This window comes from Anoxybacillus kestanbolensis, assembly GCF_001996285.1.
Lineage (GTDB): Bacteria > Bacillota > Bacilli > Bacillales > Anoxybacillaceae > Anoxybacillus > Anoxybacillus kestanbolensis_A.
This window is the reverse complement of the sequence record NZ_MQAD01000020.1, coordinates 67,971-90,536: the sequence shown is the minus strand read 5'-3', so window position 1 is coordinate 90,536 and position 22,566 is coordinate 67,971. Positions and strand designations below refer to the sequence as shown.

Sequence of the window (22,566 nt, the reverse complement as noted above, 5' to 3'; positions counted from 1 at the left end):
TTCGATTCGTCCGCTCGACTTGCATGTATTAGGCACGCCGCCAGCGTTCGTCCTGAGCCAGGATCAAACTCTCCATAGAAAGTTCATATCTCTAGCTTCTTTACGCTTTTCGCTTCGTTCAGTTTTCAAGGAACATCTCTTTGTCGCTGTTTAAGCGACTTTCTTAATTTAACATATCATTCTTTTTGTGTCAATAACATTTTTTATATTTTTTGTTATCTCATCATAACAGCGACGCTTTATACTATAGCACGTTCTTTTTTTAAACGCAACTATTTTTTTTAATTCTTTTTACATGCTTCCCGAACATATACGCTCCTATTCCGACAATAATAAAAAAAGAGCCGATTGCTTGTGACAAATAAACTTTCTCATCTAACCATATATAAGCCAATATGATCGCTCCAATTGGCTCAAGTAAAATAGCCATCGACACCATTGCTGCATTTACCCATTTCATCGCCCAATTAAAAAGAGAATGACCAAACAACGTTGGAATGACAGCTAACAAAATAAAATACAACCAATCGTCTCTATCATACGAAAAAAATGAATAACGAAATAACGCCACATATCCACCTAACACGATCGAAGCAATTCCGTAGACAATGTACGTATACGCAATTAGAGAAAATTGCTTTCGTAAATGTTGACCAACTAGCCAATAACCTGTTACCATAGCACATGCAATTAATGCAAGCATATCACCATAAAGCGCTTCGCCACTTACCCGAAAATCACCCCAACTAATAACGACACTACCTAAAATCGCAAGTAGCGCACTAACCCATTCACTCATTGTAATCTTTTCTTTAAAAAAGAAAAAACCACCCACAAAAGCAAATATCGGTTGTAGCGTAACTAAAACAACAGAGCTTGCAACAGATGTGTAACGAAGCGATTCAAACCAAAGAATAAAATGGAAGGCAAGTAACGCACCAGACAACACCGCGAAAGCCCAGTCCTTTTTATTCATTAACTTCGTTTCCTTTACATGTCTTACAGCAAACAACGGGGTCATGAAAACAACTGCAAAAAAGAGACGATAAAATGCAATGACAGACGACGGGGCATCTGTAAATTTAACAAAAATAGCTGATGTAGAAATAGAAAGCGCCCCAATAATTAGTGCGATATACGCCTTCATGTTCATCATCCTTTCGAATATACTTATGAAGAAAAGGGGGAATGTCTTATGGACGCTCATGTGCTTATGAAACTCGGAATTTCCGCTGTCCTCGGACTTATTATTGGTTTAGAACGAGAACTAAAAAGAAAACCCGTTGGCCTTAAAACATGTCTTGTCATTTCGATTGTAAGTTGTTTACTAACTATCGTTTCGATTGAATCGGCATACACGTTTCCAAAAAGCGATCATATAAATATGGATCCGCTTCGCCTCGCTGCCCAAATTGTATCTGGCATCGGTTTTCTTGGTGCAGGTGTTATCCTCCGACGCGGAAACGACAGCATTTCAGGTTTAACAACTGCCGCGCTTATTTGGGGAGCAGCTGGCGTTGGAATTGCTGTTGGAGCAAATTTTTATATTGAAGCCATTTTGTGCGTAGCTTTTCTGATCGCCAGCGTTGAACTCATTCCGCTTATTACAACTGTTTTTGGTCCAAAACAACTAAGGGAGAAGGAACTGTCCGTTAAACTTACTGTATTAGACGCAACAAAAATTTCAGAAGTAATCGAAAGCATCAGACAAAAAAACATTCGCATTAAAACCGTGCGCATTAAAGATTTGGATAACGGGAACCACTTTGTTGAATTAAAAGTATCTGTCGATCAAAAACGGGCAACAACAGACGTATACGAGTTTATTCATCAAATCCCTTCAATTCGCGGTGTCGATATTGAAAATATTTAACTCGAAAATTATTCTCATTTAGATTAGCATATATAGATGAAGATTGCTTTCAACAACAAAAAGGTGGCAAACGATATGTCTTCGACTGTAAAAAACATGGAACTTTGTTTTTTAATGCACCAACTTTCAGAAAAGGACGAGCTTACTTTCCTTCATTCATATCGCGTTACAAAAATTGCTTTATCTTTCGCGTCATTTTTAAAGTTGACAGATCAACAAAAACGTGAAATTCAATTCGGATCACTTATTCACGATATCGGCAAATTATATGTTCCTGCTCACATTTTAACGAAAAAGGGAAACTATCGAAAGTAGAATTTGATGAAATGAAAAAACATCCTTTGTTCGGCATACGGGTACTACAAGATTACCATGTTTCAACTGAAATTTCTCACATCGTCTTATATCACCACGAACGCTGGGATGGGGTATCCAAACAAACAAAGCGGAGAAAATATTCCCTTTCTCGCTCGGCTCGTGTCTTTAGCCGATTCACTCGAAGCGATGACCGGCATTCGCCCGTATCACACATCACTCACATGGGAAGAAGCTTATGGAGAGATAAAAAAAGGGGCAGGCACACAATTCGACCCACGATTAACCACTTCTTTTTTGTTATGGATGGAAAATCACGTGATTCCTATTGAACGAAATACAGAAACAGTCATGCAAACGATCACCTCTTTGTTACTCACATGAGATTTTTGTTCCTTTTTCTTCAAGCGCTTTTAATTTTTCTTTCTGATCTGGAATGCGAGCTAAAATATCTTTGATTAACGAATACATTTCATGTTCTTTGTTCATGGAACAAAAGATCCATTGGGCTTTTCTCGTTTCTTTCACTAAACCTGTATCTTTTAACTTCCGAAGATGCTGGCTTATGGCAGGCTGACTCATCTGAAAAATTTCAACCAATTCACACACGCAACAATCTTGATTATTTAATAGTCCCATGATTGTTAGTCTTGTTTTGTCTCCCAATAGTTTTAAAAATCGAAACGGTGTTATAAAATAATGACTTGTCTTTTTAGAAAAACGAAGGGGCTGCCCAAAAAACCACAGGGTCAGACCCCGCAACACAATATATAGGACATCACATTGGATAAATGAACGATATATTGTGAAGCTCGCGTGAGGTCAGACCCTTATGAGACAGCCTCTCTTTAATATTAACTGTTATTTTGTTTCCGCTTCTTCTTGTACGGCTTCTTGTACGGTAAGTAAAGGAGTTTTTACACGCTTCGTGATTTCAACCAATTGGACATGGTGACCTTCCATTTTTAATACCTTAAATTCATAATCACCGTAGGTGAGAATCTCACCTTGTTGAATATCAAATTTCTCCGTTAAAATCCAACCGCCAATCGTATCGACATCGGTATCATCGATATTTGTGCCAAGTAAGTCGTTTACCTCTTCGAGCAATACTTTTCCATCAACAATGGTGGTATGTTCGTTTACTTTGCGAATCATCGGAACTTCATCAATATCAAATTCATCTTGAATCTCACCGACGATTTCTTCCAATATATCTTCAACCGTCACAAGTCCAGCTGTTCCGCCATATTCGTCAACTAAAATCGCCATATGGACTCGTTCACGCTGCATTTTTACGAACAAGTCATGAATAGGGATCGATTCAATTACTTGTATGATTGGACGAATATAATCATCTAACTTCTTTTCAATCGCTTGTGGATTTCGAACACAATCCGTTAATATTTCCTTTATGTTCACCATCCCAACGATATGGTCTTTATCGCCGTCTATAACAGGATAGCGTGTATATTTTTCTTTCTTCATAATTTCCAAAATGTCCGCGATTGAATCGTTTTTATCTAATGCGACAATTTCTGTGCGCGGCACCATAATTTCTTTGGCAATCCGATTGTCAAACTCAAAAATATTGTTTACGTATTTATACTCCGACGGATTAATTTCTCCGCTCTTATAACTTTCAGATAAAATAATCCGCAACTCTTCCTCAGAATGGGCGACTTCGTGTTCGGATGCCGGTCTTAGTCCAAATAATCCGATGATGACACGTGCTGATCCGTTCAATACCCAAATAAACGGATACATGATTTTGTAGAAAAAGATTAAAGGCCTTGAACATAACAACGTAATGGTTTCCGCTTTTTGAATCGCCAATGTTTTAGGCGCTAATTCACCGACAACTACGTGCAAATAGGTAATCGCCACAAACGCAATCGCAAAAGAAAGGAGAGATGCTACAGACTCATTCAAATTCATTTGCTCAAATACAGGACGAAGCAAATGTTCCACCGTTGGTTCCCCAAGCCAACCAAGCCCTAGTGCGGTGATGGTGATACCAAGCTGGCAAGCTGATAAATATTCATCTAAATTGCTGGTGACTCTTTTTGCAGCCATGGCACTTCGATTTCCTTCGGCCACGAGCTGATCAATCCGTGTACTGCGCACTTTGACAATGGCAAATTCTGATGCAACAAAAAACGCCGTCAAGGCAATTAAAATGCCAACCATCAGTAAATTAAATATCTCCAATTAAGCTCTCTAACTGCATGCAAACAGCTAGAGAATCCACCTCCTGTTAATTGTATAATATGTTTTTCTTATTCTTCTTCACTATTTCCTCGAAAGAAAATCATAATAAACTTGATTAACTCCAGCGCAAAGATTAATGCCGCAGCTACGTATGTTAATGCCGCTGCATTTAAGACTTTATTCACTCCACGTACTTCATACGGATAAGTCCTTCAGCTACAAGAAGCTTTTTCGCTCAAGAGCTTGCATTAAATTCTACCGGCAGCGTCACTAATTGAAACGCCACGGCTGCTGAGAAGAGAATAATGCCAAGCCCAATGAGTGAAGCTCGATGCAACAAAAACCCGCCTAACAATAGAAATGGAGCAATTCCAGAAGAGAAATTCACTACTGGAAACATACGATACCGCAAAATTAGAATTCTTCATCTTCCCCACCGAAGAAATCGTCAAAAAATCCTGCTCCCTCTTCTTCTATTTCCTCCTCGAAACCAAGAGCTTCCTCCACTACATCATCTACAAGTTCTTCCACTAACATTCCCGCAAATAATCCCGCGGCAAAACCGCCAATCGCCCCCATCATACTGTGTCCTCGTCCATGTGAGTGAGGAATATGAGAATGGTGAGCCATATAGGATGAAGCTGTATACTGATATGGTTGCTCGATCATTTCTTGAATCATCGCGCGAAGACTGTCAGCCAGTGTGCTTACATCGTTTAATTCTGTATATAGGAAAAAGAATTCACGTTTTAATTCTTTTTCTTGTAAGCCAAAAGCTCCTGCATATACATCTACTTCAAGAAGCAGACGAACCCCCTCTTCTTCAAGAGAGGCGAAAAATTCGATTTCTTGAACAATGTTTTTAAATTGTTCTGTCGGGAACCATTCAAATTCTTGGCCATACGGTTTTAATTTTCTTGAAGTCGCCTTTTCCCGGAAGCCTAACTTTTCAAAAGCAACGAAGATTTTCTCTAATGGTAATGGCGGAAGAATTCGCACCGCATCTTCATCTAAATGGTCGACTCCACCTGCGATATCAAGACGGGTAACAAACGTATAATGAACGCTGTGTCCGGAAACCGGAAGACTTTTTGGTAATTCATATGTAAAAGGCAGCACCTTTTTCTCGCCAGCCTGAATAACAAGGGCAGAAGCAACCGGAATTGTTGCTACTGTTTTTGTCTGTACTTGACCGTTATGGTTTAATGTTAAACGAAGTTCTACATCAATTTTGTTGATATGCTGTTCTACTGTCCCTCCCTCAATGAAAAATTCACCGCTAATGGTCTCTCCCAAACGAACTTGGGAATGATGCAGCATCAGATTAATATTGGCAGAGCCAATCCCAAGTTTCGATAAAAGTTTTTTAAACATCCCTTTCATCTCTCACCCCTTATTCATTAATATCCATTGTTAAATAAAAGGATTTCCTCCAAGCAATATCCCTAATGAATGTAGCAATGCGTAACCTTGCTGGGTCAATGGTTTTGTCATCATCTTGATCTGTTGTTCATTTAATTGTTTGAGCAACGGCTTTAATTCCAGCACTTCTTCTTGAATATGCTGCATTTGTTCTTGAAGATGCTCAATTTTATCGATAATTTCATTCATCGGAGCAGGCTGTTTTTTCATAAGCTGCAGGCGCTCTCTTATTTCCTCGAGAGTTAAATGCTGTTTCTTTAATGCATGGATTAACTGTAAATGCTCGATACTCTCTTCAGGATAATAGCGATAATTGGTCTCAGAACGAACGGGCTCAAGCAACCCTAACTGCGTATAATAATCAATGGTTCGTTTGGAAACACCAGCTAATTCTGCAAGTTCACCAATTTTAAGCAACTTCCCAATGAACTCACTCCCCATCTATTATTCGGTATGTTTAATGAAATTATATAGCAAAAAAAATATACAGTCAAACGTTATAGTGTTAATTTTTTATTGCAAATCTGTTTCTATAACTATTTACGAATACATCGTCAATCAGGACTCATTTAACATAAATAAAAAAACTAAAAGTTTAGACAATAAAACTCCGTCATTGTATATGAGCAAGCTCTATTCACTAAAAATAGAAAAGAGTATTTTTATGCCGTATTGAACAATTTAATGACTCTCCCTTAACTCCGTGTTTTTTCCGACCATAATAGTTATAGATCATAATAGTTATAGTTGGCGAAAAACGTACAGCAGATATTAAGAATAAAACTCTGGTTATAGAGATAAATACTAGGTATTTCTTCCTTTTTTCAAAACTAAATAAAAATGAAAAAGTCCTTGTAATTGATAAATTCTGTAAAAAATTTAATAAGGTTCATCACCAAATTTTGTGATTTGGTGATGAAAAAGAGAAAGCACTGACGAGATCCTAGCAATAATGTTAGCGGTGAAATCAACATTAAGGAGGTCTCATAAGTGCTTTCGATACCACTAGGATTGCCAAAATTTAAAGTGATTAAACAAGAACTTCATTCCTATGGTTATGCGATTCATGTAGAGAAAACAGAGACACAGGAACGCTGCCCTCATTGTGGGTTTGCCACTTCCGCTGTCCACGACAGACGGACAAGAAAAGTACGGGATTTGGCGATTTTTCATCAATCGGTGTACTTGTTCGTAAAGGTAAAGCGTATCGGTTCGAATCCGATATGCTCCATAAGAGAAAACCCTTGCATCGCAGGGGTTTTTCGTTTTACTCCTCTGTCAGTTCTTCTACCGGAACGATGTGTCGTTCATGGTCTCGCCCACGCATATGTACGGTCGCTGTTCGGCTTGCTTCATCATACCCATCAATCCAAACAGATTGTCCATGGTAACAAACGCGAATATCATCTGGGGAAGAAACAATTTGTTTTACACGATTCATATCCATCAGCATCCCTCCTTTCGTTCATATTATCTTCTTTTGAAGAGAAAATATGTAAGAAATCGCTTCATCTCGTCTACAATGATAAAAACAGGAGGGAAGATAAATGAGATGGCATGAATTTCTCGCTTCATATTGGCGACTTTCTCCACTTGTACGCATCATATTTACAATCACAACAATCATTTGTTTATTCGGTATTGTCATTCATATCGTTGAACCAAGAACATTTTTAACTGTTTTTGACGGCATATGGTGGGCATTAATTACAACGACAACGATCGGCTACGGTGATCTCGTGCCAAAAACAATGAGCGGCAAACTCGTCGCGATCACTCTCATCTTGCTTGGTACGGCCTTTGTCTCAGCCTACTTTGTGACACTATCCACAAAAGCAATCTCAAAAGAAAACGCCTTATCTACTGGAGAACTACCGTATACAAAAGGTGGACACATCATTTTAGTCGGCTGGAATGAGCGCATTCGTCAGCTACTTGCTTTCATCCCTCCTAACATGCCGTGCCTCGTGATCGATGAGACACTAAAACGTTTGGACGTGCCAACACACGTTCATTTTATTAAAGGAAATCCGACGCACGACGATGTATGGGAGAAAGCAAACGTATTTAAAGCTCATACCGTTATTATTACTGCTAATCAACATAAAAATGAAGTCGAAGCTGACCTGGCGTCTATCGTCACCCTTTTGACAGTCAAAGCGCTCCATCCATCCGTATATGCTGTTGTAGAAATATTGACGACACCACAAGTTGATAACGCCAAACGTGCTGGGGCAAATGAAATTGTTGAAACAAATAAATGGATTAGCTTTTTGATGGCGAATTGCCTTTCATCTCCGAATGTTTTGCATGACATCGAACAATTTAAACAACATCCGATAAAACGTTTAACTGTGCGCGATGAATGGATCGGTATGTCTTTTGCAACGATGCTTAACGAATTAAAAAAAGAAAATGTATTACTTGTCGGTATTGCAAACAATCAACACGTCTCAATTAATCCACCATCGCATACGATCATTCAATCGACAGATGAGCTTATCGTACTAGAGTAGTAACCGCTCTTCTAAATCTTTCACGAGCGTTTTTGCCGTGGCTACATATCGATCAGGAACAGCCGCATCCGGATCTTCCGGTTCAGAGAACTGATTGAATGAGGCACTCATATTTCCAACGTGCACATTGTCATCTAATCCACGTTGATATTTATGACATAAGACGTATGGTCGCCTCAATTCAACCGTCGCCCCATACGAATCAAGTTGTCCGTCTATCGCAACAAATGGAATTCGTAAAAATTGGTACCCAGCATCATCCGCCATCTTGTAATCAAACGAACCGTGGTCATAATCCCAATTACCGCCAATTACATAACCGAGCGGTTTTAACTGCTGCTCTAATACACTTAACAAAAATGTTTTTCCTTCTAGTCTAGATGGAATTTCAATCATATTGATCACGCCTCCTCTGTTCATTATTATGTCCAAAAAAAGAGCTTTCCCTGCGCTCAGGAAAAGCTCTTTTTTTCATTATTTCAATCGTTTTTCAAGTTCTGCCTTTTTCTCTTCGTATCCCGGTTTACCGAGGAGGGCAAACATATTTACTTTGTACGCCTCTACACCTGGTTGATCAAACGGATTGACGCCAAGTAAATATCCGCTCATCGCACACGCTTTTTCAAAGAAGTAAACGAGATAACCGAATGTATATTCATCTAATCGCGGCAATGTGACAACTAAGTTCGGTACGCCCCCGTCTGTATGTGCCAACAATGTCCCTTCGAACGCCTTTGTATTAACGAAATCAACTGTTTTTCCCGCTAAATAATTTAAGCCATCTAAGTCATTATCTTCCGCTTCAATTGTCAATTCATGACGAGGGGTTTCAACTTTTAACACCGTTTCAAACAAATCGCGACGTCCTTCTTGCACATATTGTCCTAACGAATGAAGGTCTGTTGAAAAGTTTGCTGAAGCTGGGAAAATCCCTTTCTGATCTTTTCCTTCACTTTCGCCAAATAATTGTTTCCACCATTCTGCAAAATATTGCAATGCCGGTTCATAGTTAATGAGCATTTCAATTGTTTTCCCTTTATTGTAAAGCACATTTCGCACCGCAGCGTATTGGTAGGCAATGTTCTCTTCTAACTCTGATTTACTAAAATCTTCACGCGCTTGTGCAGCGCCTTTCATCATCGCTTCAATGTCCGCACCGCTGACGGCAATCGGCAACAAACCAACCGCTGTTAAAACAGAGTAACGGCCACCGACATCATCTGGAATAACAAATGTTTCGTATCCTTCTTCTGTCGCTAATGTTTTTAACGCTCCACGCGCGCGGTCTGTTGTTGCATAAATGCGTTTGCGCGCCTCCTCTTTTCCGTATTTTTCTTCAAGAAGCTTACGGAAAATACGGAAGGCAATGGCGGGTTCTGTCGTCGTTCCAGATTTTGAAATGACGTTGATCGAAAAATCTTTTCCTTCGAGTAAATCCATCACATCACGCATGTATGTAGAACTAATGTTGTTACCGACGAAAATAATTTGTGGTGTCTTCCGCTTTTCTGTCGGAAGCACATTGTAAAACGAGTGTTGCAACATTTCAATCGCTGCACGAGCCCCGAGATAAGAACCACCAATACCGATCACTAATAACACATCAGAGTCTTGTTGAATTTTTTTCGCTGCTTGTTGAATGCGAGCAAACTCTTCTTTGTCATATGCGACAGGAAGATCAATCCATCCTAAAAAGTCGTTTCCTTGCCCTGTTTTTTCATGAAGTGCATGATGTGCTACTTTTACAGCATCACGCAAATACGTTAGTTCATGTTCACCAAAAAACGACAACGCTTTTGAGTAGTCAAACTGAATATGCGTCATGTACGTTTCCTCCTCAATGATTGTATCCTCTTTCACTTTAGCGAAATAAACATCGAGAATCAAGTTCATGAAAACAATGTAAACGGATTCATTATGACATTTTTCGCACTTTATAACGAAGCTTTTAAAATCGCCATAACATCATCGTGTTGTAGCTTTTTAAAATTACCAAACGGGCCGAACGCCATCGCTTTTTCCACTATTATTGGCAATGATTCTTTACCAATATGATAATCTGCTAATCGATTTGGAGCACCTAAGCTATTCCAAAATGCCCGAAGTTTTTCGATTCCTTCTAGCGCAATTTCCCGATCCCCTTTTCCTTCTGGATAAACATGAAACACACGAACAGCTAATTGCTTAAACCGCTCAACATGTTCATCGAGTACATGTTTCATCCAATTAGGGAATAAAATAGCTAACCCCCCTGCGTGCGGAATATCATGCACCGCTGATACAGCATGCTCAATATTATGTGTTGCCCAATCGCCACGTAGTCCCATGCGTAAAATTCCGTTTAAAGCCATCGTTCCACAATATAAAATCGTTTCACGATAGTCGATATTTTGCAGGTCGTCTACAAGTTTTGGCGCCGTTTCGATCACCGTTTTCAAAATCGACTCACACATCCGATCTTGCAGTGGCGTATTTGGGGCATGATGAAAATATTGTTCTAACACGTGCGACATGATGTCAACAATACCATACACTGTATGATCTTTCGGAACAGTTGTTGTATAAACAGGATCCAAAATCGAAAATTTAGGAAAAACAACCGGGCTACTCCAACCGTATTTTTCCTTCGTTTCCCAATTTGTAATAACAGAATTTGCATTCATTTCTGATCCTGTGGCTGCTAGTGTTAATACAGTTCCAAGTGGAAGCGCCCGCTGAACGGTTGTTTTTCGTGAAATGAAATCCCATGCATCTCCATCGTATAGAACGCCTGCAGCAATTGCCTTTGCACAATCAATAACACTTCCGCCACCAACAGCTAAAATAAAATCAACTTTTTCTGCACGACATATGTCAATCCCTTTTTGCACAGTAGATAAACGAGGGTTTGGTTCAACACCCGCTAACTCCGTCCACCATTTATTCAATGAGCGAAAAACAGAAACGACATCATCATACACACCGTTTTTCTTAATGCTGCCCCCACCATACACCATTAAAATACGTTCATACGGAGCAAGCTCTTTCTTTAGTTGTTCAATTTGTCCTCTTCCAAAAATTAATTTTGTTGGGTTGTGAAAAATAAACTGTTCCATTAAATTTCCTCCTTTTTCTCCATTATTTCTAAAATAAACAAATAAGTAAAGAAACTTGCATTTTTTTCTTTTTCGTTGTGCATATTTCAAAAATAATTATCCATTCTATAAATGAATACACTACTTTACCAAGGAGGATGAACATGAGTACGTTACAACGAATCGCACTATTGCTTACTGTTATTGGAGCACTTAACTGGGGGCTCATTGGCTTTTTCCGTTTTGATCTCGTCGCAGCCATTTTTGGTGGGCAAGCATCAGCCTTTGCCCGCATTGTTTATGCTCTCGTTGGAATTGCGGGTCTCATTAACCTCGTCTTGCTATTTAAACCAACGGAAGAGCTTGAGCGCACAGAGCCAAAAATGTCAAGAACATAAACGAGCAACTCACCGATCATTCGGTGAGTTGTATTTTTTTTTCGCTTCCGTAATCCATTTTTCAAGTTGAGTTTTTAGCGGTTGAAATCCTGAAGGGGTTTCAATATTTGTTGCGTCATGATCCACATCGCGCAGCGATAAACTAATTCGTTTCGTTTTTTCATCGACAGCGATAATTTTTACTCGGACAGACTCTCCCACATCTACATAATCATAAATGTTTTTCACATATCCATCTGTAATTTCTGAAATATGAATAAGACCTTGTGTTTGTTCATCAAGTGATACAAATACACCGTATGGCTGTATTCCAGTTACAACACCCGTAACGATCGCACCTTCCTTCCAATCCAAATGAAACACTCCTCGTTTTTTGAAAAATTGTAACATAATTCGCTTAAAAAGTGTTAATTTTGTGCACGAGTATAAATGAGAACATGGTATGATAAAGTTGTAAACGAATTTTGGAGAGGTGGGAGAATAAATGAGCACAATTGGTGAAAATATTCGCATGTACCGGGAGCAGCGAAATATGTCACAACAAGAATTGGCGATGAAAGTTCGTGTAGGGGTAGCAACGATCCAAAAATACGAATCAGGTGAACAAGTGCCTGATACACCAACAATTTTAAAACTTTGTACCGCTCTTGATGTTCCAGCATCAGAATTGTTAGAACGAGCAGATGTATCCAATTCATCCAGCCTCGATCCAGAAATCGAATACTTAATTAAAGAAATTGGACTTAAACGGGCAAAACTTATTTTACGAAAAGCAAAAGAATTTAGCGAAGAAGATTTTCTACGCGTCATGCAAATGTTATATGAACTCAAATACAACAAAGAAAGCTGACGGCCGTCAGCTTTTTTTATAGTCGTTCAAGAAACCGCTTCATGCGTCGAATCGCCTCTTGTAATTGTTCAAGCGATGAAGCATACGAACAACGAATATATCCTTCTCCACTTGCTCCAAACACATGCCCAGGAACAACAGCAACTTTTTCTTCTAACAATAGACGTTCCGCAAACTGCTCTGAAGTCATGCCTGTTGATTGAATGGAAGGGAATGCATAAAATGCTCCTCCTGGCATATGGCAAGTAAGACCGATTTCATTTAATGATTGCACAAAAAAGTTGCGCCGTTGCCGATAACTTTTTCTCATTTGTTCGACGTCATCCGCTCCGTTTTGCAATGCTTCAATAGCTGCATATTGTGCCATCGTTGGTGCACACATCATCGTATATTGATGAATTTTTAACATCGCCGCCGCCAAATCTTTCGGTGCCGCAATAAAACCTAATCGCCATCCTGTCATCGCAAATCCTTTTGAAAATCCGTTAATTAAAACCGTTCGCTCTCGCATATGGGCAATGGCAGGAAAACTTGTATATTGTTCCTCATAACATAATTCCGCATAAATTTCATCTGAGATAACAAGCAAATCACGCTTTGCTACGATGCGTGCGATTTGTTCCAGTTCTCCTCTATTCAATACCGTTCCTGTCGGGTTGTTCGGCGAACAAATAATTAATGCTTTCGTTTTCGGGGTCACAACTTGTTCAATTTGTTCAGGCTGTAACTTAAACTGCTGTTTTCCGCTCGTTTGAATCGGAATCGGCACGCCGCCAGCTAGCGAAACGAGCGGTGCATATGAGACGAAACTTGGTTCTACAACAATGACTTCATCACCCGGATTCAAAATCGCTCTAAGAGAAACATCAAGCGCTTGACTTGCCCCGACCGTCACAATAATTTCATTTGTCGGATCGTATAGCACTTCGAAACGACGCGCTAAATAATCGCTAATTGCTTTTCGTAACTCCCACAAACCAGCATTTGCTGTATATGACGTATATCCTTGTTCTAACGATAGAATGCAAGCTTCACGCACACTCCAAGGGGTAATAAAATCCGGCTCACCAACCCCTAATGAAATGACCCCTTCCATACTTGCTGCTAAATCAAAAAATCTTCGAATACCAGATGGTTGTAAACGCGATACAGTATCAGATACGTACGTTTTCGTCTTTTGCATCACGGTGCCACCACGATTCTTCGATCTTGATCACCTTGTTCAAATACAGTGCCGTCATGTTTATATTTCTTCAAAATAAAGTGAGTTGTCGTTGAAATAACAGAGTCAAGCGTTGACAATTTTTCAGAAACAAAATGAGCAATCTCAGACATGGAACGTCCTTCAATAACAACAGATAAATCATATGCTCCCGACATTAAATAAACAGATTTGACCTCCGGGAAGCGATAAATACGTTCCGCTACCTCGTCGAATCCAACGCCTCGCTTTGGTGTCACTTTTACATCAATCATCGCTGTTACACCTTCATGCCCATCAACTTTCCGCCAGTCCACAATGGTTGCATATTGTACAATGACTTTTGCTTCCTCTAACTTTTTTATCATATGCTCCACTTCCGAAACAGGAAGAGAAAGCATTTTCGCCATTGTCTCAATCGGCAATCGCGCGTTTTTTTCTAACAGTTCAACGATTTCGATTTCTTTTTCAGTTAACTTCATCATGAATCCCCCCTGTTATAAATTTTCACATAATTTAGAAAAAAATGCACGTGTTTTTTCAAAAAAAGAAGCAAGACGACATCGCTTGCTGTTACCGCTTTTTTATGACACCACATGCGATTCGCTTGCCTGCATTTCCCGCTGGCTGAGACATGCCATCATCTTTTCCTTCATGGATTACAATCGCCGTTCCGTTTTTTGTAAATAAACCGTTTTTCTCTTCTGATAAATTGACATTCGGAGCCATCAATTGTACTTTAACTGTTCCATCTTCTTTCACGATTAAATTCGGTAAATCGCCTGCATGCGCCCCCTCCGGATGAAGAAGCCCGTGCTCCTTTCCTTCTGGATTAAAATGTTCCCCTGCTGATTTAAATTCAGGCGGTTCGCATGTTCCTTTGTCGTGAATATGCATCGCATGCTCCCCTGGTGGCAGCCCTTTGAGATTAATGTCCAGTTTTACTCCTTTAGGTTGTTGAGACATTTTAATCGTTCCAAGCGAGTCTCCATCTTCATTAATTACATTGACATCGACGCTTTTCACTTTCTCTTCCACGCATCCGCTTACAAGCAATAGAAAAAAACATACAATCACTCGATGCACAACAAGCCCTCCAACTACATATTTACGGCTTATTATGCCCTATTTTCATTTATTTAATCTTTCGCTTGTTGTTTTTTCAGCTGCTCTTCAAATTGCTTTGCTTTTTCTTCTTGACGCTTTGAAATTTTTATAATCAACCGCATCGTCAACACCGCAGCGATAAAAAAAGCGGTAAATGAAATCGCAGCAGGGATGTATTCTGTTTTATCTTCTGGAAAGTATAGAAACAGTCCAAATATGATATTAGCCATACGATCAACCTTTCCATATTTCATCTTTCTCATTATATCATAAAGACAATTGTAGCACTTCGTAAAAAAGAATATAATTGGATTCGTAAACAAAAGAGGGAGGCGTATTCGTTTGAAAAACGTCATAATCCACAAAGTCATTACGTTTGTATTTACGGAAGCGCAATTGAGGGGGTATTGGAACGAACAAAAACAAAAAATTCCATTTGAATCGTTAACAAATGAGCAGTTGATGGCATTAGCCGAAGATATGCTAGAAAATTCTTCTCATAGCCAGCTCGAACAACATATTTTAGATCATGGCTGGCGTGTAAAAGAAGAAACAGAGGGAGAAGTGCTCGCAGAAGATGATTCACGTGAACATGTGCATGTGGAAGTGATCGATACGACGAAACAAGGGTCGCCATCAACAAAACTGTTTATCGATCGGTTATCACAAATCGAATGTTCACAATGCGCATTTTCTTTTTATGTGCGCAATGTAAACGCTGACACAACAACTTTGAAATGTCCAAGTTGCCTCCAGCCACTAAAAAATTAGGAAAGAGAGGAATGACAAATCGTGCATGAGGCTATCACTCATGAAGTAAACAACTTTCAATATTATGCGGCCATTGCAATCTTTTTGATTACATACGCCATCATTATCTCAGAAAAAGTAAACCGAGCTGTAATCGCTCTATTAGGTGCCACGTTCATGATCATCTTTGGCATCGTTGATTTACATCAAGCGTACACGCATCATATCGAATGGGGAACGATTACGCTTCTAATCGGAATGATGATTCTCGTTAGCATTACGAGTAAATCGGGATTTTTCCAGTATGTTGCAGTTAAAGCTGCAAAAACGGCAAAAGGAAGTCCAATTAACATTTTAGTCATTTTATCATCGCTAACCGCTGTTCTTTCTGCCTTTCTTGACAATGTCACAACTGTTTTATTAATCGTTCCAGTTACATTCTCTATTACACGTATGTTAGAGGTAGATCCTGTTCCATTTTTAATTTCTGAAGTACTATTTTCTAACATTGGCGGAACAGCGACGTTAATCGGAGATCCACCGAACATTATGATTGGCTCTGCCAATAAACATTTAACGTTTAACGACTTTTTATTTAATTTAGGCCCTGTCGTTTTAATTATTATGCTCGTCATTATCGCTATTTTGTACGTCTTTTATCGCAAACGTCTTCAAGCGAACGCTGCGCTCATCGAACGGCTTATGAAAGTCGATGAAAAACAATACATTAAAGATGCGGTACTATTGAAAAAGTCTGTTTCTGTTCTTGCATTAACGATTTTAGGATTTACGTTGCATTCTGTCATTCACGTCGATGCGGCGGTCATCGCGATGACAGGCGCAGTTATTTTAATGTTAATCGGTGTAAAAGAGCACGATTTGGAAGAAGTATTTGCTTCTGTCGAATGGACAACCATTTTCTTTTTCGCCGGATTATTTACGCTCGTCGGCGGTCTCGTTGATATCGGACTAATCAAAAGTTTGGCAGAAAAAGCTTTGGAAGTCACAGGCGGCGATATTCACTTCGCATCTTACTTAATCCTTTGGGTATCTGGAATCGCCTCGGCAACGATCGACAACATTCCGTTCGTTGCAACGATGATCCCACTCATTCAAGATATGGCTGTTGGAATGGGACTATCTCCTGATTCAGCACAAATTGATGTATTATGGTGGTCATTATCCCTTGGCGCTTGCTTAGGTGGAAACGGAACGTTAATCGGAGCATCAGCAAACGTGATCGTGGCAGGAATTGCCTCACGTGAAGGACACGGGTTTAGCTACTTTGATTTTCTGAAAATTGGAGCGCCACTTACGCTTATTTCCTTACTTATTTCACACGCATATATTTTCATTCGTTACTTATAAAAACGCTCAAAGGCGAACTTTGAGCGTTTTTTTCTTTCCATCATATACTGCTTGCAAGGAGGGAGAACGATGTATCCAAACGTCGATATTACACAATTTACACAATCGGCAAAAGCGATCCAAAAACTTTTTAAAGACGCAACAGCTATTTCCTCAAAAATTGCGAACGATCCTGTTTTTGCGAAACAATTGATGGAGAAAGCTCAACAATCGAAACAAGAAGAAGTACAAAAACAACTCCAATCGATTGGTATTGAGTCTGAAATAAACATTTCTTTTAATCCAAATACGATTCATATAACGCTTTCTCCAAAAAAAGGCGAGTCGCCTTGTTGCCAACTCACCTTTCTTCTTTACTGGCGATAATTCGGTGCCGCCATTTGTTTCTCACCAATATGGGCTGCGTCGCGCAAATCATATCCATCATCTGTTTCACTTACATGAATGATATCTTCTTTTGCTCCCAACCGATTTGCGCGAAGCAATTGTTCTTCTTCTCTCATTATGATCCCCTCCGTATTGTTATGTTGTGCAAACGACTATCACTTATGTGTTGACATTTTTTGTTTTATCATATACCATTTCGTTAACGAATAAAAAAAGGAGGTTAACAAATGCGTGCGAAAGACTTAACATTTATCGCTATGTTTGCAGCATTAATGGCGATCGGTGCAAACATTACATCATGGGCCCCGTTTCTCGTCATTGGTGGCGTTCCGATTACGTTGCAAACATTTTTTTGTGTACTAGCTGGTGCCATTCTTGGCGCAAAGCGTGGCGCAATGGCCATGACGGTTTACATGTTGATCGGGCTATTCGGTGCGCCTGTTTTTGCACGTTTTAGCGGAGGATTTTCAACTGTTATTGCCCCGACATTTGGATTTATTCTTTCTTTTATTCTTGCGGCATACGTAACTGGACTACTGATTGAAAAAAGTACAAATCGTTCGATCGCACGTTTTATTATTGCCACAATCATCGGTATGGTCATTAACTATGTTGTCGGTACAAATTGGATGTATGCGGCATTTAAATTATGGGCTGAAGCACCAGAAGGTTTCTCGTACGCGATGGCATGGAGCTGGATGCTCGTTCCACTTCCAAAAGACATCATTTTATCCATCGTCGCTGGTATCATCGCACCGCGCATTTATAAAGCATTAAACCAACATCAATCATATAACAAATACGTTGCATAACGAAGAAAAAGGAAGTTCGGTTATAGCCCGACTTCCTTTTTCTTTATATATTGTTGTCGAAACACTTGCATCGATTCGTTTTCGTTCAGTGCTATCATCTCTTGCTCCGATAATGTCCCATCTCCGCGTTTGACGACATATACATTCACTTTTTTCTTCCCCCAATGTTTATACACATCATCTACTGTTTCGTAATACAAATCAATTTTATGACCTTTAATCGCTGACCCTGTATCCGCAACAACACCATATCCATATCCTGGGATAAATAAAATCGTCCCGATTGGAAAAATTTTCAAATCAGCTGCGATTGTTGAATACAAATCACGTTTTACACGTACACCCGAATATGTAATGCCATAACTCGGGTGATCGGGCGTTTTTCCTGTTGACTCCACTCCCGCTGTATATCCTGTCGCTACAACTGTGACAGAAGGATATCGTGACCAGTCAAACGCTTCTTCTAGCGTCAACGATTCGTTTGTCGTCTGCTGTGACGAGAGTTGAGTCACTTGTTTTTCGTGTTTACGAAAACGATCAGCCACGTACTCATACGTATCTGATGAAAATAATGATTTAAACGAGAAAAAAGAAAAACGTGAAGGTGAAAACCAATCAGATAACATTTTCGCTTCAACGCCCGATATCGATTGAAATGTCGTCATGAACGCGCACAAAAACAATACAACCATGGTCGACCGTCTTAACCATTTTATACCCATTTATTCACTCCTCCCACGGTTGTATTTCTTTCCAACATTCAAAAAAAATATACATTAGCTACAAAAAAAAACCTCCACGATTGTGAAGGTTTAAAACATCCGATATCCTTTTTTCCGGAGCGTCTGGATAACGACACCTGAGACAATAGCACCAACAATACCGCTACTTAAAATAATTAAATCGGCACTAGCTAATGATTCGATTCGCTCTTTCACATGGGCGAGCGAAGCGGATGGACTTGTCACGTAGTCCATTACAGAAATTTGATCAATCCACAATAATAAAACAAATGGACTTAATATCGCCATCGTCCACGTCGTCCGCAAAATCATATTTAATAAAAAACCAATACCGAAAAATAAAACAAAAAACAATAAAACAGAAATGAATAAAACCGGAATGCTCATCTCCATACGTTTCACCTCCAATACACCATTTTAAGTGTACTGAAAGCGAAAACATGAGTCAATTATTGCTTCATGACTACCTCATCTTTCGCTACACCTGTTCCCTCACAATAATGGCATGTTTCAGACCCACCGACCGCAACATGAACATAACCGTTTCCTGCACAATATTGACACGTTGTCTTATTCATAATCCCTCTCCTTTTTCTTAATTTTCTGATAATTATATATAAAAATCAATGATTTGTAAAGGAAAAACGAGCGAAAAATTTCTTCGCTCGTTTTTATAGTAATTTAAATTTTCCTTTTTTCGCAACGAGTGTTGGGCCACCGATTAAGTAAAGCGCACGGTTGTCAATCACTTTTTTCATCACACTTGCCTTTGCGCCCCAAATTTTCTTACCGAACACAACCCCGATGGCATCATCGTGACCGAGCGAACATACCGTTCCTTTTAAGTCTGGTTTAAACGGCTGTAGTTCACCCTGTCCACGAATTAATACAGCTAAGTTTTTCGCACACACTTCCCCTTGTTGCATCGCAATTTGTGCAGTTGGCGGGTATGGACGGTTCGTTTCTTCGTTAATGATTAACGCACAGTCCCCGACAACAAATACATCTTCATGTCCTGGGGCACGCAAGAAAGGATCGACTTTGACACGGCCTCGCATCGCTTCAAAGCCCGATTCGTCAATGACGCGACTTCCACGTACTCCAGCCGCCCATACAACTGTTCCTGCTTTAATTTCTTCAACTTGGTCATCTTTGCTAACAATAATACCTTCTGGCGTACATTCTTTAATCGCTGTCCCAATTTTAAATTCGACACCTTTTTTCTCAAGCACATTTACCGCATATTCAACAAGTTCTGGATCAAAGCCAGGAAGAACTGTAGGTGCTGCCTCCACGCAGATGATGCGCACTTTATTTGGATCAACATCATACTCACGGCAAAGTTCTGGCACGCGGTTTACGAGTTCCCCTAAAAATTCGATACCTGTAAACCCTGCACCACCAACTACAATCGTCAAACGCTCATCACGTTTTTCTTCTTCCGTGCTATATGTCGCAAACTGATACTCAATATGTTCGCGAATTTGGCGAGCCGCGTTAACGTTGGCAATCGAAAAAGCATACTCTTTTAGTCCTTTAATGCCAAACGTTTCAGATTCAAATCCAAGCGCAACAACTAAATAATCATATGTTAATGGCTCATGATTTTGAAGCAACACTTCCTTTTGCTCAAGGTTGATTTTTTCAACCGTATCTTGAATGAATTTCACTTTGCTTTGGTCGATGACGTCAGCAATCGCATAGCGAACGCGCTCATGATGTAACGTTCCTGCTGCCGCCTCATGCAACCAAGTTGACTCGTAATGATAATCATGTTTGTTGACAAGCGTAATGCTTGCTTCGTTGACGCCAATCATTTTTTGTAAACGCGTCACTGTCATCAATCCACCATAACCTGCACCTAATACAACAACATTTGGCTTCTTCAAGCGAATCACTTCCACCTTTTCTTATTTTTTTTAGCTTGCGCTTTTTGAACGATTTTTATCGTTTAGAAAGTTTGTGAATTTATTCACGAAATAGACCAAAAAAATACAACGTTTTGTAACAAAGTTGTCATTTCTACGTTAACATCTTATTCTTTTTTTCTCTCTTTTTCAAGAGTTATTTGTTCAATTTTTAGTCATAATTTTTGTCGAGTTCATGTCGAAATTTTCAAAACAACAAAAGCGTTTACCCATTTTTTATGGTATGATAATACATGAAAATTTGCGTTTTAGGAGGAATGAACGTGAAAGAAGATCAAAAATTATACGATATTACCATTATCGGCGGTGGACCTGTCGGCTTATTTACAGCGTTTTACGGCGGCATGCGTCAAGCGAGCGTCAAAATTATCGAAAGTCTTCCGCAACTCGGTGGACAACTTTCTGCGCTTTACCCTGAAAAATACATATATGACGTAGCGGGCTTCCCGAAAATTCGCGCCCAACAACTCATTGACAACTTGAAAGAACAAATGAGCAAATTTAATCCAACCGTTTGCTTAGAACAGTCTGTCGAGAAGTTAGAAAAATTGGAAGATGGGACATTTAAACTAACGACAAATAAAGAAATTCATTATTCAAAAGCGGTCATCATTACTGCTGGAAACGGTGCATTTCAGCCTCGGCGGTTAGAGCTCGAAAGCGCGACACAATACGAAGGTAAAAACTTACATTACTTCGTTGACGATTTGAATAAATTTGCTGGTCAAAATGTGCTCGTATGCGGTGGTGGTGACTCTGCAGTTGACTGGGCGCTTATGCTTGAGCCAATCGCTAAAAAAGTAACGATTGTGCATCGTCGCGATAAATTCCGTGCCCATGAACATAGCGTCGAAAATTTAATGAACTCATCTGTTGATGTAAAAACACCGTTCGTTCCTGTCGAATTGATCGGGGATGAAAACGGTATCAAACAGGTTGTTCTAGAAGAAGTCAAAACAAAAACGCGCGAAACGATTGATGTTGACGCAGTCATTGTTAACTATGGCTTCATTTCTTCCCTTGGCCCAATTAAAGAGTGGGGGTTAGAAATTGAGAAAAACTGCATTAAAGTAAACTCTAAAATGGAAACAAACATTCCAGGTGTGTATGCAGCAGGCGATATTTGCACATACGAAGGAAAAGTGAAATTAATTGCTTGCGGATTTGGTGAAGCACCAACAGCAGTCAACAATGCGAAATCATACATCGATCCAAACGCAAAAGTACAACCACTTCATTCCACATCGATGTTTGAATAATTCGAAGCCCCTCTCTTAAGAGAGGGGCTTCGAATGATCATTTTCATTCACCACATTTTCAATCGTGGTAGCTACTTCCTCCTTCGGTAGAGAGGCTCGCAACTGCTCCATTTCTTTTTCTAACTTTTTTGTATAATTTCGCATCTTTACAAACTTCCATCCACCAACAAGAAAAACGATGAGAGCCCCCAGTGTAACAGAGCCTAATATGACAATCACTAATGGTGTCTCAAAATAGCCGACGATATAATTCACTTCTACATTTTGAATATTTGCGATAGAAAATAGCGCCACTAGCAATGCAAATATAAGCCCTAAAATAATATTTCTTTGTCCTTTCGCATTCATCCCT

30 protein-coding genes, 1 rRNA gene and 3 pseudogenes are annotated in these 22,566 nt (G+C 39.6%); 12 read left to right on the top strand and 22 right to left on the bottom strand.

Annotated features, from left to right (window positions below; all coding sequences use genetic code 11):
- Positions 1-79: ribosomal RNA gene (locus BO219_RS11385) — 16S ribosomal RNA — on the bottom strand; the annotation flags it as partial.
- Positions 80-262: 183 nt separating this feature from the next.
- On the bottom strand, positions 263-1,147 hold the full coding sequence (locus BO219_RS11380; RefSeq protein WP_143091223.1) for a DMT family transporter: 885 nt from the start codon (positions 1,145-1,147) through the stop codon (positions 263-265).
- 48 nt (positions 1,148-1,195) lie between these two features.
- On the opposite strand from BO219_RS11380, the gene BO219_RS11375 reads away from it, so the two are divergent.
- The 3 genes and pseudogenes from BO219_RS11375 (at position 1,196) to BO219_RS14860 (ending at position 2,572) form a co-directional block, all read left to right on the top strand.
- Positions 1,196-1,873 (top strand): MgtC/SapB family protein, encoded by a 678-nt coding sequence (locus tag BO219_RS11375; RefSeq protein WP_077429604.1) that lies wholly within the window; start codon positions 1,196-1,198, stop codon positions 1,871-1,873.
- 75 nt (positions 1,874-1,948) lie between these two features.
- Entirely contained in the window at positions 1,949-2,188 is a 240-nt protein-coding gene (locus tag BO219_RS14870; protein ID WP_226373817.1) for an HD-GYP domain-containing protein, read from the top strand.
- Positions 2,189-2,199: 11 nt separating this feature from the next.
- Positions 2,200-2,572 (top strand): annotated as a pseudogene (locus BO219_RS14860) (HD-GYP domain-containing protein).
- Here the strand turns inward: BO219_RS14860 and BO219_RS11365 are convergent.
- From BO219_RS11365 to BO219_RS11345, 5 genes and pseudogenes are all read right to left on the bottom strand, one after another.
- Complete coding sequence (locus BO219_RS11365; RefSeq protein ID WP_164970137.1) at positions 2,561-2,881, bottom strand: ArsR/SmtB family transcription factor; 321 nt, start codon at positions 2,879-2,881, stop codon at positions 2,561-2,563. The pseudogene BO219_RS14860 and the gene BO219_RS11365 overlap by 12 nt on opposite strands.
- Before the next feature lie 168 nt (positions 2,882-3,049).
- Complete coding sequence (locus BO219_RS11360) at positions 3,050-4,399, bottom strand: hemolysin family protein (protein WP_077429602.1); 1,350 nt, start codon at positions 4,397-4,399, stop codon at positions 3,050-3,052.
- Positions 4,400-4,467: 68 nt separating this feature from the next.
- A pseudogene (locus tag BO219_RS11355) lies at positions 4,468-4,817 on the bottom strand (zinc metallopeptidase); the annotation flags it as partial.
- Complete coding sequence (locus BO219_RS11350) at positions 4,814-5,773, bottom strand: sporulation protein (protein WP_077429610.1); 960 nt, start codon at positions 5,771-5,773, stop codon at positions 4,814-4,816. The pseudogene BO219_RS11355 and the gene BO219_RS11350, both read right to left, overlap by 4 nt.
- Positions 5,774-5,812: 39 nt before the next feature.
- Positions 5,813-6,262 carry a MerR family transcriptional regulator gene (locus BO219_RS11345; protein WP_077429601.1) on the bottom strand — a complete coding sequence of 150 codons (450 nt, stop codon included), beginning with the start codon at positions 6,260-6,262 and terminating at the stop codon, positions 5,813-5,815.
- A 549-nt stretch (positions 6,263-6,811) separates the two neighbouring features.
- Here BO219_RS11345 and BO219_RS15045 point away from each other — a divergent pair.
- Positions 6,812-7,027 (top strand): annotated as a pseudogene (locus BO219_RS15045) (transposase family protein); the annotation flags it as partial.
- A 61-nt stretch (positions 7,028-7,088) separates the two neighbouring features.
- On the opposite strand, the gene BO219_RS11335 reads toward BO219_RS15045, so the two are convergent.
- Positions 7,089-7,268: an H-type small acid-soluble spore protein gene (locus tag BO219_RS11335; protein ID WP_077429600.1), complete on the bottom strand. Its 180-nt coding sequence runs from the start codon at positions 7,266-7,268 to the stop codon at positions 7,089-7,091.
- 100 nt (positions 7,269-7,368) lie between these two features.
- On the opposite strand from BO219_RS11335, the gene BO219_RS11330 reads away from it, so the two are divergent.
- Positions 7,369-8,337, top strand: a complete 969-nt coding sequence (locus BO219_RS11330; RefSeq protein ID WP_077429599.1) for a potassium channel family protein — start codon at positions 7,369-7,371, stop codon at positions 8,335-8,337.
- On the opposite strand, the gene BO219_RS11325 is transcribed toward BO219_RS11330, so the two are convergent.
- The 3 genes from BO219_RS11325 to BO219_RS11315 all read right to left on the bottom strand — a co-directional run bounded on the left by BO219_RS11325 (position 8,329) and on the right by BO219_RS11315 (position 11,432).
- Entirely contained in the window at positions 8,329-8,733 is a 405-nt protein-coding gene (locus tag BO219_RS11325) for a YugN-like family protein (RefSeq protein WP_077429598.1), read from the bottom strand. The two genes, BO219_RS11330 and BO219_RS11325, sit on opposite strands and share 9 nt — an antisense overlap.
- Positions 8,734-8,811: 78 nt before the next feature.
- Complete coding sequence (locus tag BO219_RS11320; protein ID WP_077429597.1) at positions 8,812-10,161, bottom strand: glucose-6-phosphate isomerase; 1,350 nt, start codon at positions 10,159-10,161, stop codon at positions 8,812-8,814.
- 110 nt (positions 10,162-10,271) lie between these two features.
- Positions 10,272-11,432, bottom strand: a complete 1,161-nt coding sequence (locus BO219_RS11315; RefSeq protein ID WP_077429596.1) for an iron-containing alcohol dehydrogenase — start codon at positions 11,430-11,432, stop codon at positions 10,272-10,274.
- Positions 11,433-11,575: 143 nt separating this feature from the next.
- Here BO219_RS11315 and BO219_RS11310 point away from each other — a divergent pair, with 143 nt between their 5' ends.
- Positions 11,576-11,809, top strand: a complete 234-nt coding sequence (locus BO219_RS11310) for a DUF378 domain-containing protein (protein ID WP_077429595.1) — start codon at positions 11,576-11,578, stop codon at positions 11,807-11,809.
- A 9-nt stretch (positions 11,810-11,818) separates the two neighbouring features.
- On the opposite strand, the gene BO219_RS11305 is transcribed toward BO219_RS11310, so the two are convergent.
- Positions 11,819-12,163, bottom strand: coding sequence for a CvfD/Ygs/GSP13 family RNA-binding post-transcriptional regulator (locus BO219_RS11305; RefSeq protein ID WP_077429594.1), 345 nt, complete (start codon positions 12,161-12,163; stop codon positions 11,819-11,821).
- 130 nt (positions 12,164-12,293) lie between these two features.
- Here BO219_RS11305 and BO219_RS11300 point away from each other — a divergent pair, with 130 nt between their 5' ends.
- Positions 12,294-12,659: a helix-turn-helix domain-containing protein gene (locus BO219_RS11300; RefSeq protein WP_004892298.1), complete on the top strand. Its 366-nt coding sequence runs from the start codon at positions 12,294-12,296 to the stop codon at positions 12,657-12,659.
- A gap of 16 nt (positions 12,660-12,675) precedes the next feature.
- Here the strand turns inward: BO219_RS11300 and BO219_RS11295 are convergent, their stop codons facing one another.
- The 4 genes from BO219_RS11295 to BO219_RS11280 form a co-directional block, all read right to left on the bottom strand.
- Positions 12,676-13,842, bottom strand: coding sequence for an aminotransferase (locus tag BO219_RS11295; RefSeq protein ID WP_077429593.1), 1,167 nt, complete (start codon positions 13,840-13,842; stop codon positions 12,676-12,678).
- Positions 13,842-14,342, bottom strand: a complete 501-nt coding sequence (locus BO219_RS11290; protein ID WP_004892302.1) for an Lrp/AsnC family transcriptional regulator — start codon at positions 14,340-14,342, stop codon at positions 13,842-13,844. Before BO219_RS11290 ends, BO219_RS11295 begins: the two co-directional genes overlap by 1 nt.
- 91 nt (positions 14,343-14,433) lie before the next feature.
- Positions 14,434-14,946, bottom strand: coding sequence for a superoxide dismutase family protein (locus BO219_RS11285; protein ID WP_077429592.1), 513 nt, complete (start codon positions 14,944-14,946; stop codon positions 14,434-14,436).
- Between the two features lie 53 nt (positions 14,947-14,999).
- Entirely contained in the window at positions 15,000-15,197 is a 198-nt protein-coding gene (locus BO219_RS11280) for a hypothetical protein (RefSeq protein WP_006322202.1), read from the bottom strand.
- 112 nt (positions 15,198-15,309) lie between these two features.
- Between BO219_RS11280 and BO219_RS11275 the strand changes: the two genes are divergently transcribed.
- The 3 genes from BO219_RS11275 to BO219_RS11265 all read left to right on the top strand — a co-directional run bounded on the left by BO219_RS11275 (position 15,310) and on the right by BO219_RS11265 (position 17,451).
- On the top strand, positions 15,310-15,738 hold the full coding sequence (locus tag BO219_RS11275; protein ID WP_077429591.1) for a hypothetical protein: 429 nt from the start codon (positions 15,310-15,312) through the stop codon (positions 15,736-15,738).
- Positions 15,739-15,759: 21 nt separating this feature from the next.
- On the top strand, positions 15,760-17,085 hold the full coding sequence (locus BO219_RS11270) for an ArsB/NhaD family transporter (protein WP_077429590.1): 1,326 nt from the start codon (positions 15,760-15,762) through the stop codon (positions 17,083-17,085).
- 69 nt (positions 17,086-17,154) lie between these two features.
- Positions 17,155-17,451 carry a YuzC family spore coat inner layer protein gene (locus BO219_RS11265; RefSeq protein WP_077429589.1) on the top strand — a complete coding sequence of 99 codons (297 nt, stop codon included), beginning with the start codon at positions 17,155-17,157 and terminating at the stop codon, positions 17,449-17,451.
- Here the strand turns inward: BO219_RS11265 and BO219_RS14685 are convergent.
- Positions 17,439-17,588 (bottom strand): hypothetical protein, encoded by a 150-nt coding sequence (locus BO219_RS14685; protein WP_003398754.1) that lies wholly within the window; start codon positions 17,586-17,588, stop codon positions 17,439-17,441. The genes BO219_RS11265 and BO219_RS14685 overlap by 13 nt on opposite strands.
- Before the next feature lie 111 nt (positions 17,589-17,699).
- Here BO219_RS14685 and BO219_RS11260 point away from each other — a divergent pair, with 111 nt between their 5' ends.
- Positions 17,700-18,284 carry a biotin transporter BioY gene (locus BO219_RS11260; RefSeq protein ID WP_077429588.1) on the top strand — a complete coding sequence of 195 codons (585 nt, stop codon included), beginning with the start codon at positions 17,700-17,702 and terminating at the stop codon, positions 18,282-18,284.
- Between the two features lie 20 nt (positions 18,285-18,304).
- On the opposite strand, the gene BO219_RS11255 is transcribed toward BO219_RS11260, so the two are convergent.
- The 4 genes from BO219_RS11255 to BO219_RS11245 all read right to left on the bottom strand — a co-directional run bounded on the left by BO219_RS11255 (position 18,305) and on the right by BO219_RS11245 (position 20,925).
- Complete coding sequence (locus BO219_RS11255; RefSeq protein WP_077429587.1) at positions 18,305-19,006, bottom strand: 3D domain-containing protein; 702 nt, start codon at positions 19,004-19,006, stop codon at positions 18,305-18,307.
- 90 nt (positions 19,007-19,096) lie between these two features.
- Positions 19,097-19,420: a YuiB family protein gene (locus tag BO219_RS11250; RefSeq protein ID WP_035020626.1), complete on the bottom strand. Its 324-nt coding sequence runs from the start codon at positions 19,418-19,420 to the stop codon at positions 19,097-19,099.
- 56 nt (positions 19,421-19,476) lie between these two features.
- Entirely contained in the window at positions 19,477-19,605 is a 129-nt protein-coding gene (locus tag BO219_RS14570; protein WP_006322188.1) for a YuiA family protein, read from the bottom strand.
- Between the two features lie 93 nt (positions 19,606-19,698).
- Entirely contained in the window at positions 19,699-20,925 is a 1,227-nt protein-coding gene (locus BO219_RS11245; RefSeq protein WP_077429586.1) for an NAD(P)/FAD-dependent oxidoreductase, read from the bottom strand.
- 293 nt (positions 20,926-21,218) lie between these two features.
- Here BO219_RS11245 and BO219_RS11240 point away from each other — a divergent pair, with 293 nt between their 5' ends.
- Entirely contained in the window at positions 21,219-22,214 is a 996-nt protein-coding gene (locus BO219_RS11240; RefSeq protein WP_035020644.1) for an NAD(P)/FAD-dependent oxidoreductase, read from the top strand.
- A 15-nt stretch (positions 22,215-22,229) separates the two neighbouring features.
- On the opposite strand, the gene BO219_RS11235 is transcribed toward BO219_RS11240, so the two are convergent.
- A complete protein-coding gene (locus tag BO219_RS11235) occupies positions 22,230-22,562 on the bottom strand; it encodes a LapA family protein (RefSeq protein WP_077429585.1) in 333 nt (110 codons plus the stop codon).
- Between the last annotated feature and the right edge of the window lie 4 nt (positions 22,563-22,566).

Coding starts and splice junctions, on each gene's coding strand:
- BO219_RS11380 (WP_143091223.1), bottom strand. CDS start 1,147: ATGAAGGCGTATATCGCACTAATTATTGGGGCGCTTTCTATTTCTACA.
- BO219_RS11375 (WP_077429604.1), top strand. CDS start 1,196: ATGGACGCTCATGTGCTTATGAAACTCGGAATTTCCGCTGTCCTCGGA.
- BO219_RS14870 (WP_226373817.1), top strand. CDS start 1,949: ATGTCTTCGACTGTAAAAAACATGGAACTTTGTTTTTTAATGCACCAA.
- BO219_RS11350 (WP_077429610.1), bottom strand. CDS start 5,773: ATGTTTAAAAAACTTTTATCGAAACTTGGGATTGGCTCTGCCAATATT.
- BO219_RS11345 (WP_077429601.1), bottom strand. CDS start 6,262: ATGGGGAGTGAGTTCATTGGGAAGTTGCTTAAAATTGGTGAACTTGCA.
- BO219_RS11335 (WP_077429600.1), bottom strand. CDS start 7,268: ATGGATATGAATCGTGTAAAACAAATTGTTTCTTCCCCAGATGATATT.
- BO219_RS11330 (WP_077429599.1), top strand. CDS start 7,369: ATGAGATGGCATGAATTTCTCGCTTCATATTGGCGACTTTCTCCACTT.
- BO219_RS11325 (WP_077429598.1), bottom strand. CDS start 8,733: ATGATTGAAATTCCATCTAGACTAGAAGGAAAAACATTTTTGTTAAGT.
- BO219_RS11320 (WP_077429597.1), bottom strand. CDS start 10,161: ATGACGCATATTCAGTTTGACTACTCAAAAGCGTTGTCGTTTTTTGGT.
- BO219_RS11315 (WP_077429596.1), bottom strand. CDS start 11,432: ATGGAACAGTTTATTTTTCACAACCCAACAAAATTAATTTTTGGAAGA.
- BO219_RS11310 (WP_077429595.1), top strand. CDS start 11,576: ATGAGTACGTTACAACGAATCGCACTATTGCTTACTGTTATTGGAGCA.
- BO219_RS11300 (WP_004892298.1), top strand. CDS start 12,294: ATGAGCACAATTGGTGAAAATATTCGCATGTACCGGGAGCAGCGAAAT.
- BO219_RS11295 (WP_077429593.1), bottom strand. CDS start 13,842: ATGCAAAAGACGAAAACGTACGTATCTGATACTGTATCGCGTTTACAA.
- BO219_RS11290 (WP_004892302.1), bottom strand. CDS start 14,342: ATGAAGTTAACTGAAAAAGAAATCGAAATCGTTGAACTGTTAGAAAAA.
- BO219_RS11280 (WP_006322202.1), bottom strand. CDS start 15,197: ATGGCTAATATCATATTTGGACTGTTTCTATACTTTCCAGAAGATAAA.
- BO219_RS11265 (WP_077429589.1), top strand. CDS start 17,155: ATGTATCCAAACGTCGATATTACACAATTTACACAATCGGCAAAAGCG.
- BO219_RS14685 (WP_003398754.1), bottom strand. CDS start 17,588: ATGAGAGAAGAAGAACAATTGCTTCGCGCAAATCGGTTGGGAGCAAAA.
- BO219_RS11260 (WP_077429588.1), top strand. CDS start 17,700: ATGCGTGCGAAAGACTTAACATTTATCGCTATGTTTGCAGCATTAATG.
- BO219_RS11255 (WP_077429587.1), bottom strand. CDS start 19,006: ATGGGTATAAAATGGTTAAGACGGTCGACCATGGTTGTATTGTTTTTG.
- BO219_RS11250 (WP_035020626.1), bottom strand. CDS start 19,420: ATGGAGATGAGCATTCCGGTTTTATTCATTTCTGTTTTATTGTTTTTT.
- BO219_RS14570 (WP_006322188.1), bottom strand. CDS start 19,605: ATGAATAAGACAACGTGTCAATATTGTGCAGGAAACGGTTATGTTCAT.
- BO219_RS11235 (WP_077429585.1), bottom strand. CDS start 22,562: ATGAATGCGAAAGGACAAAGAAATATTATTTTAGGGCTTATATTTGCA.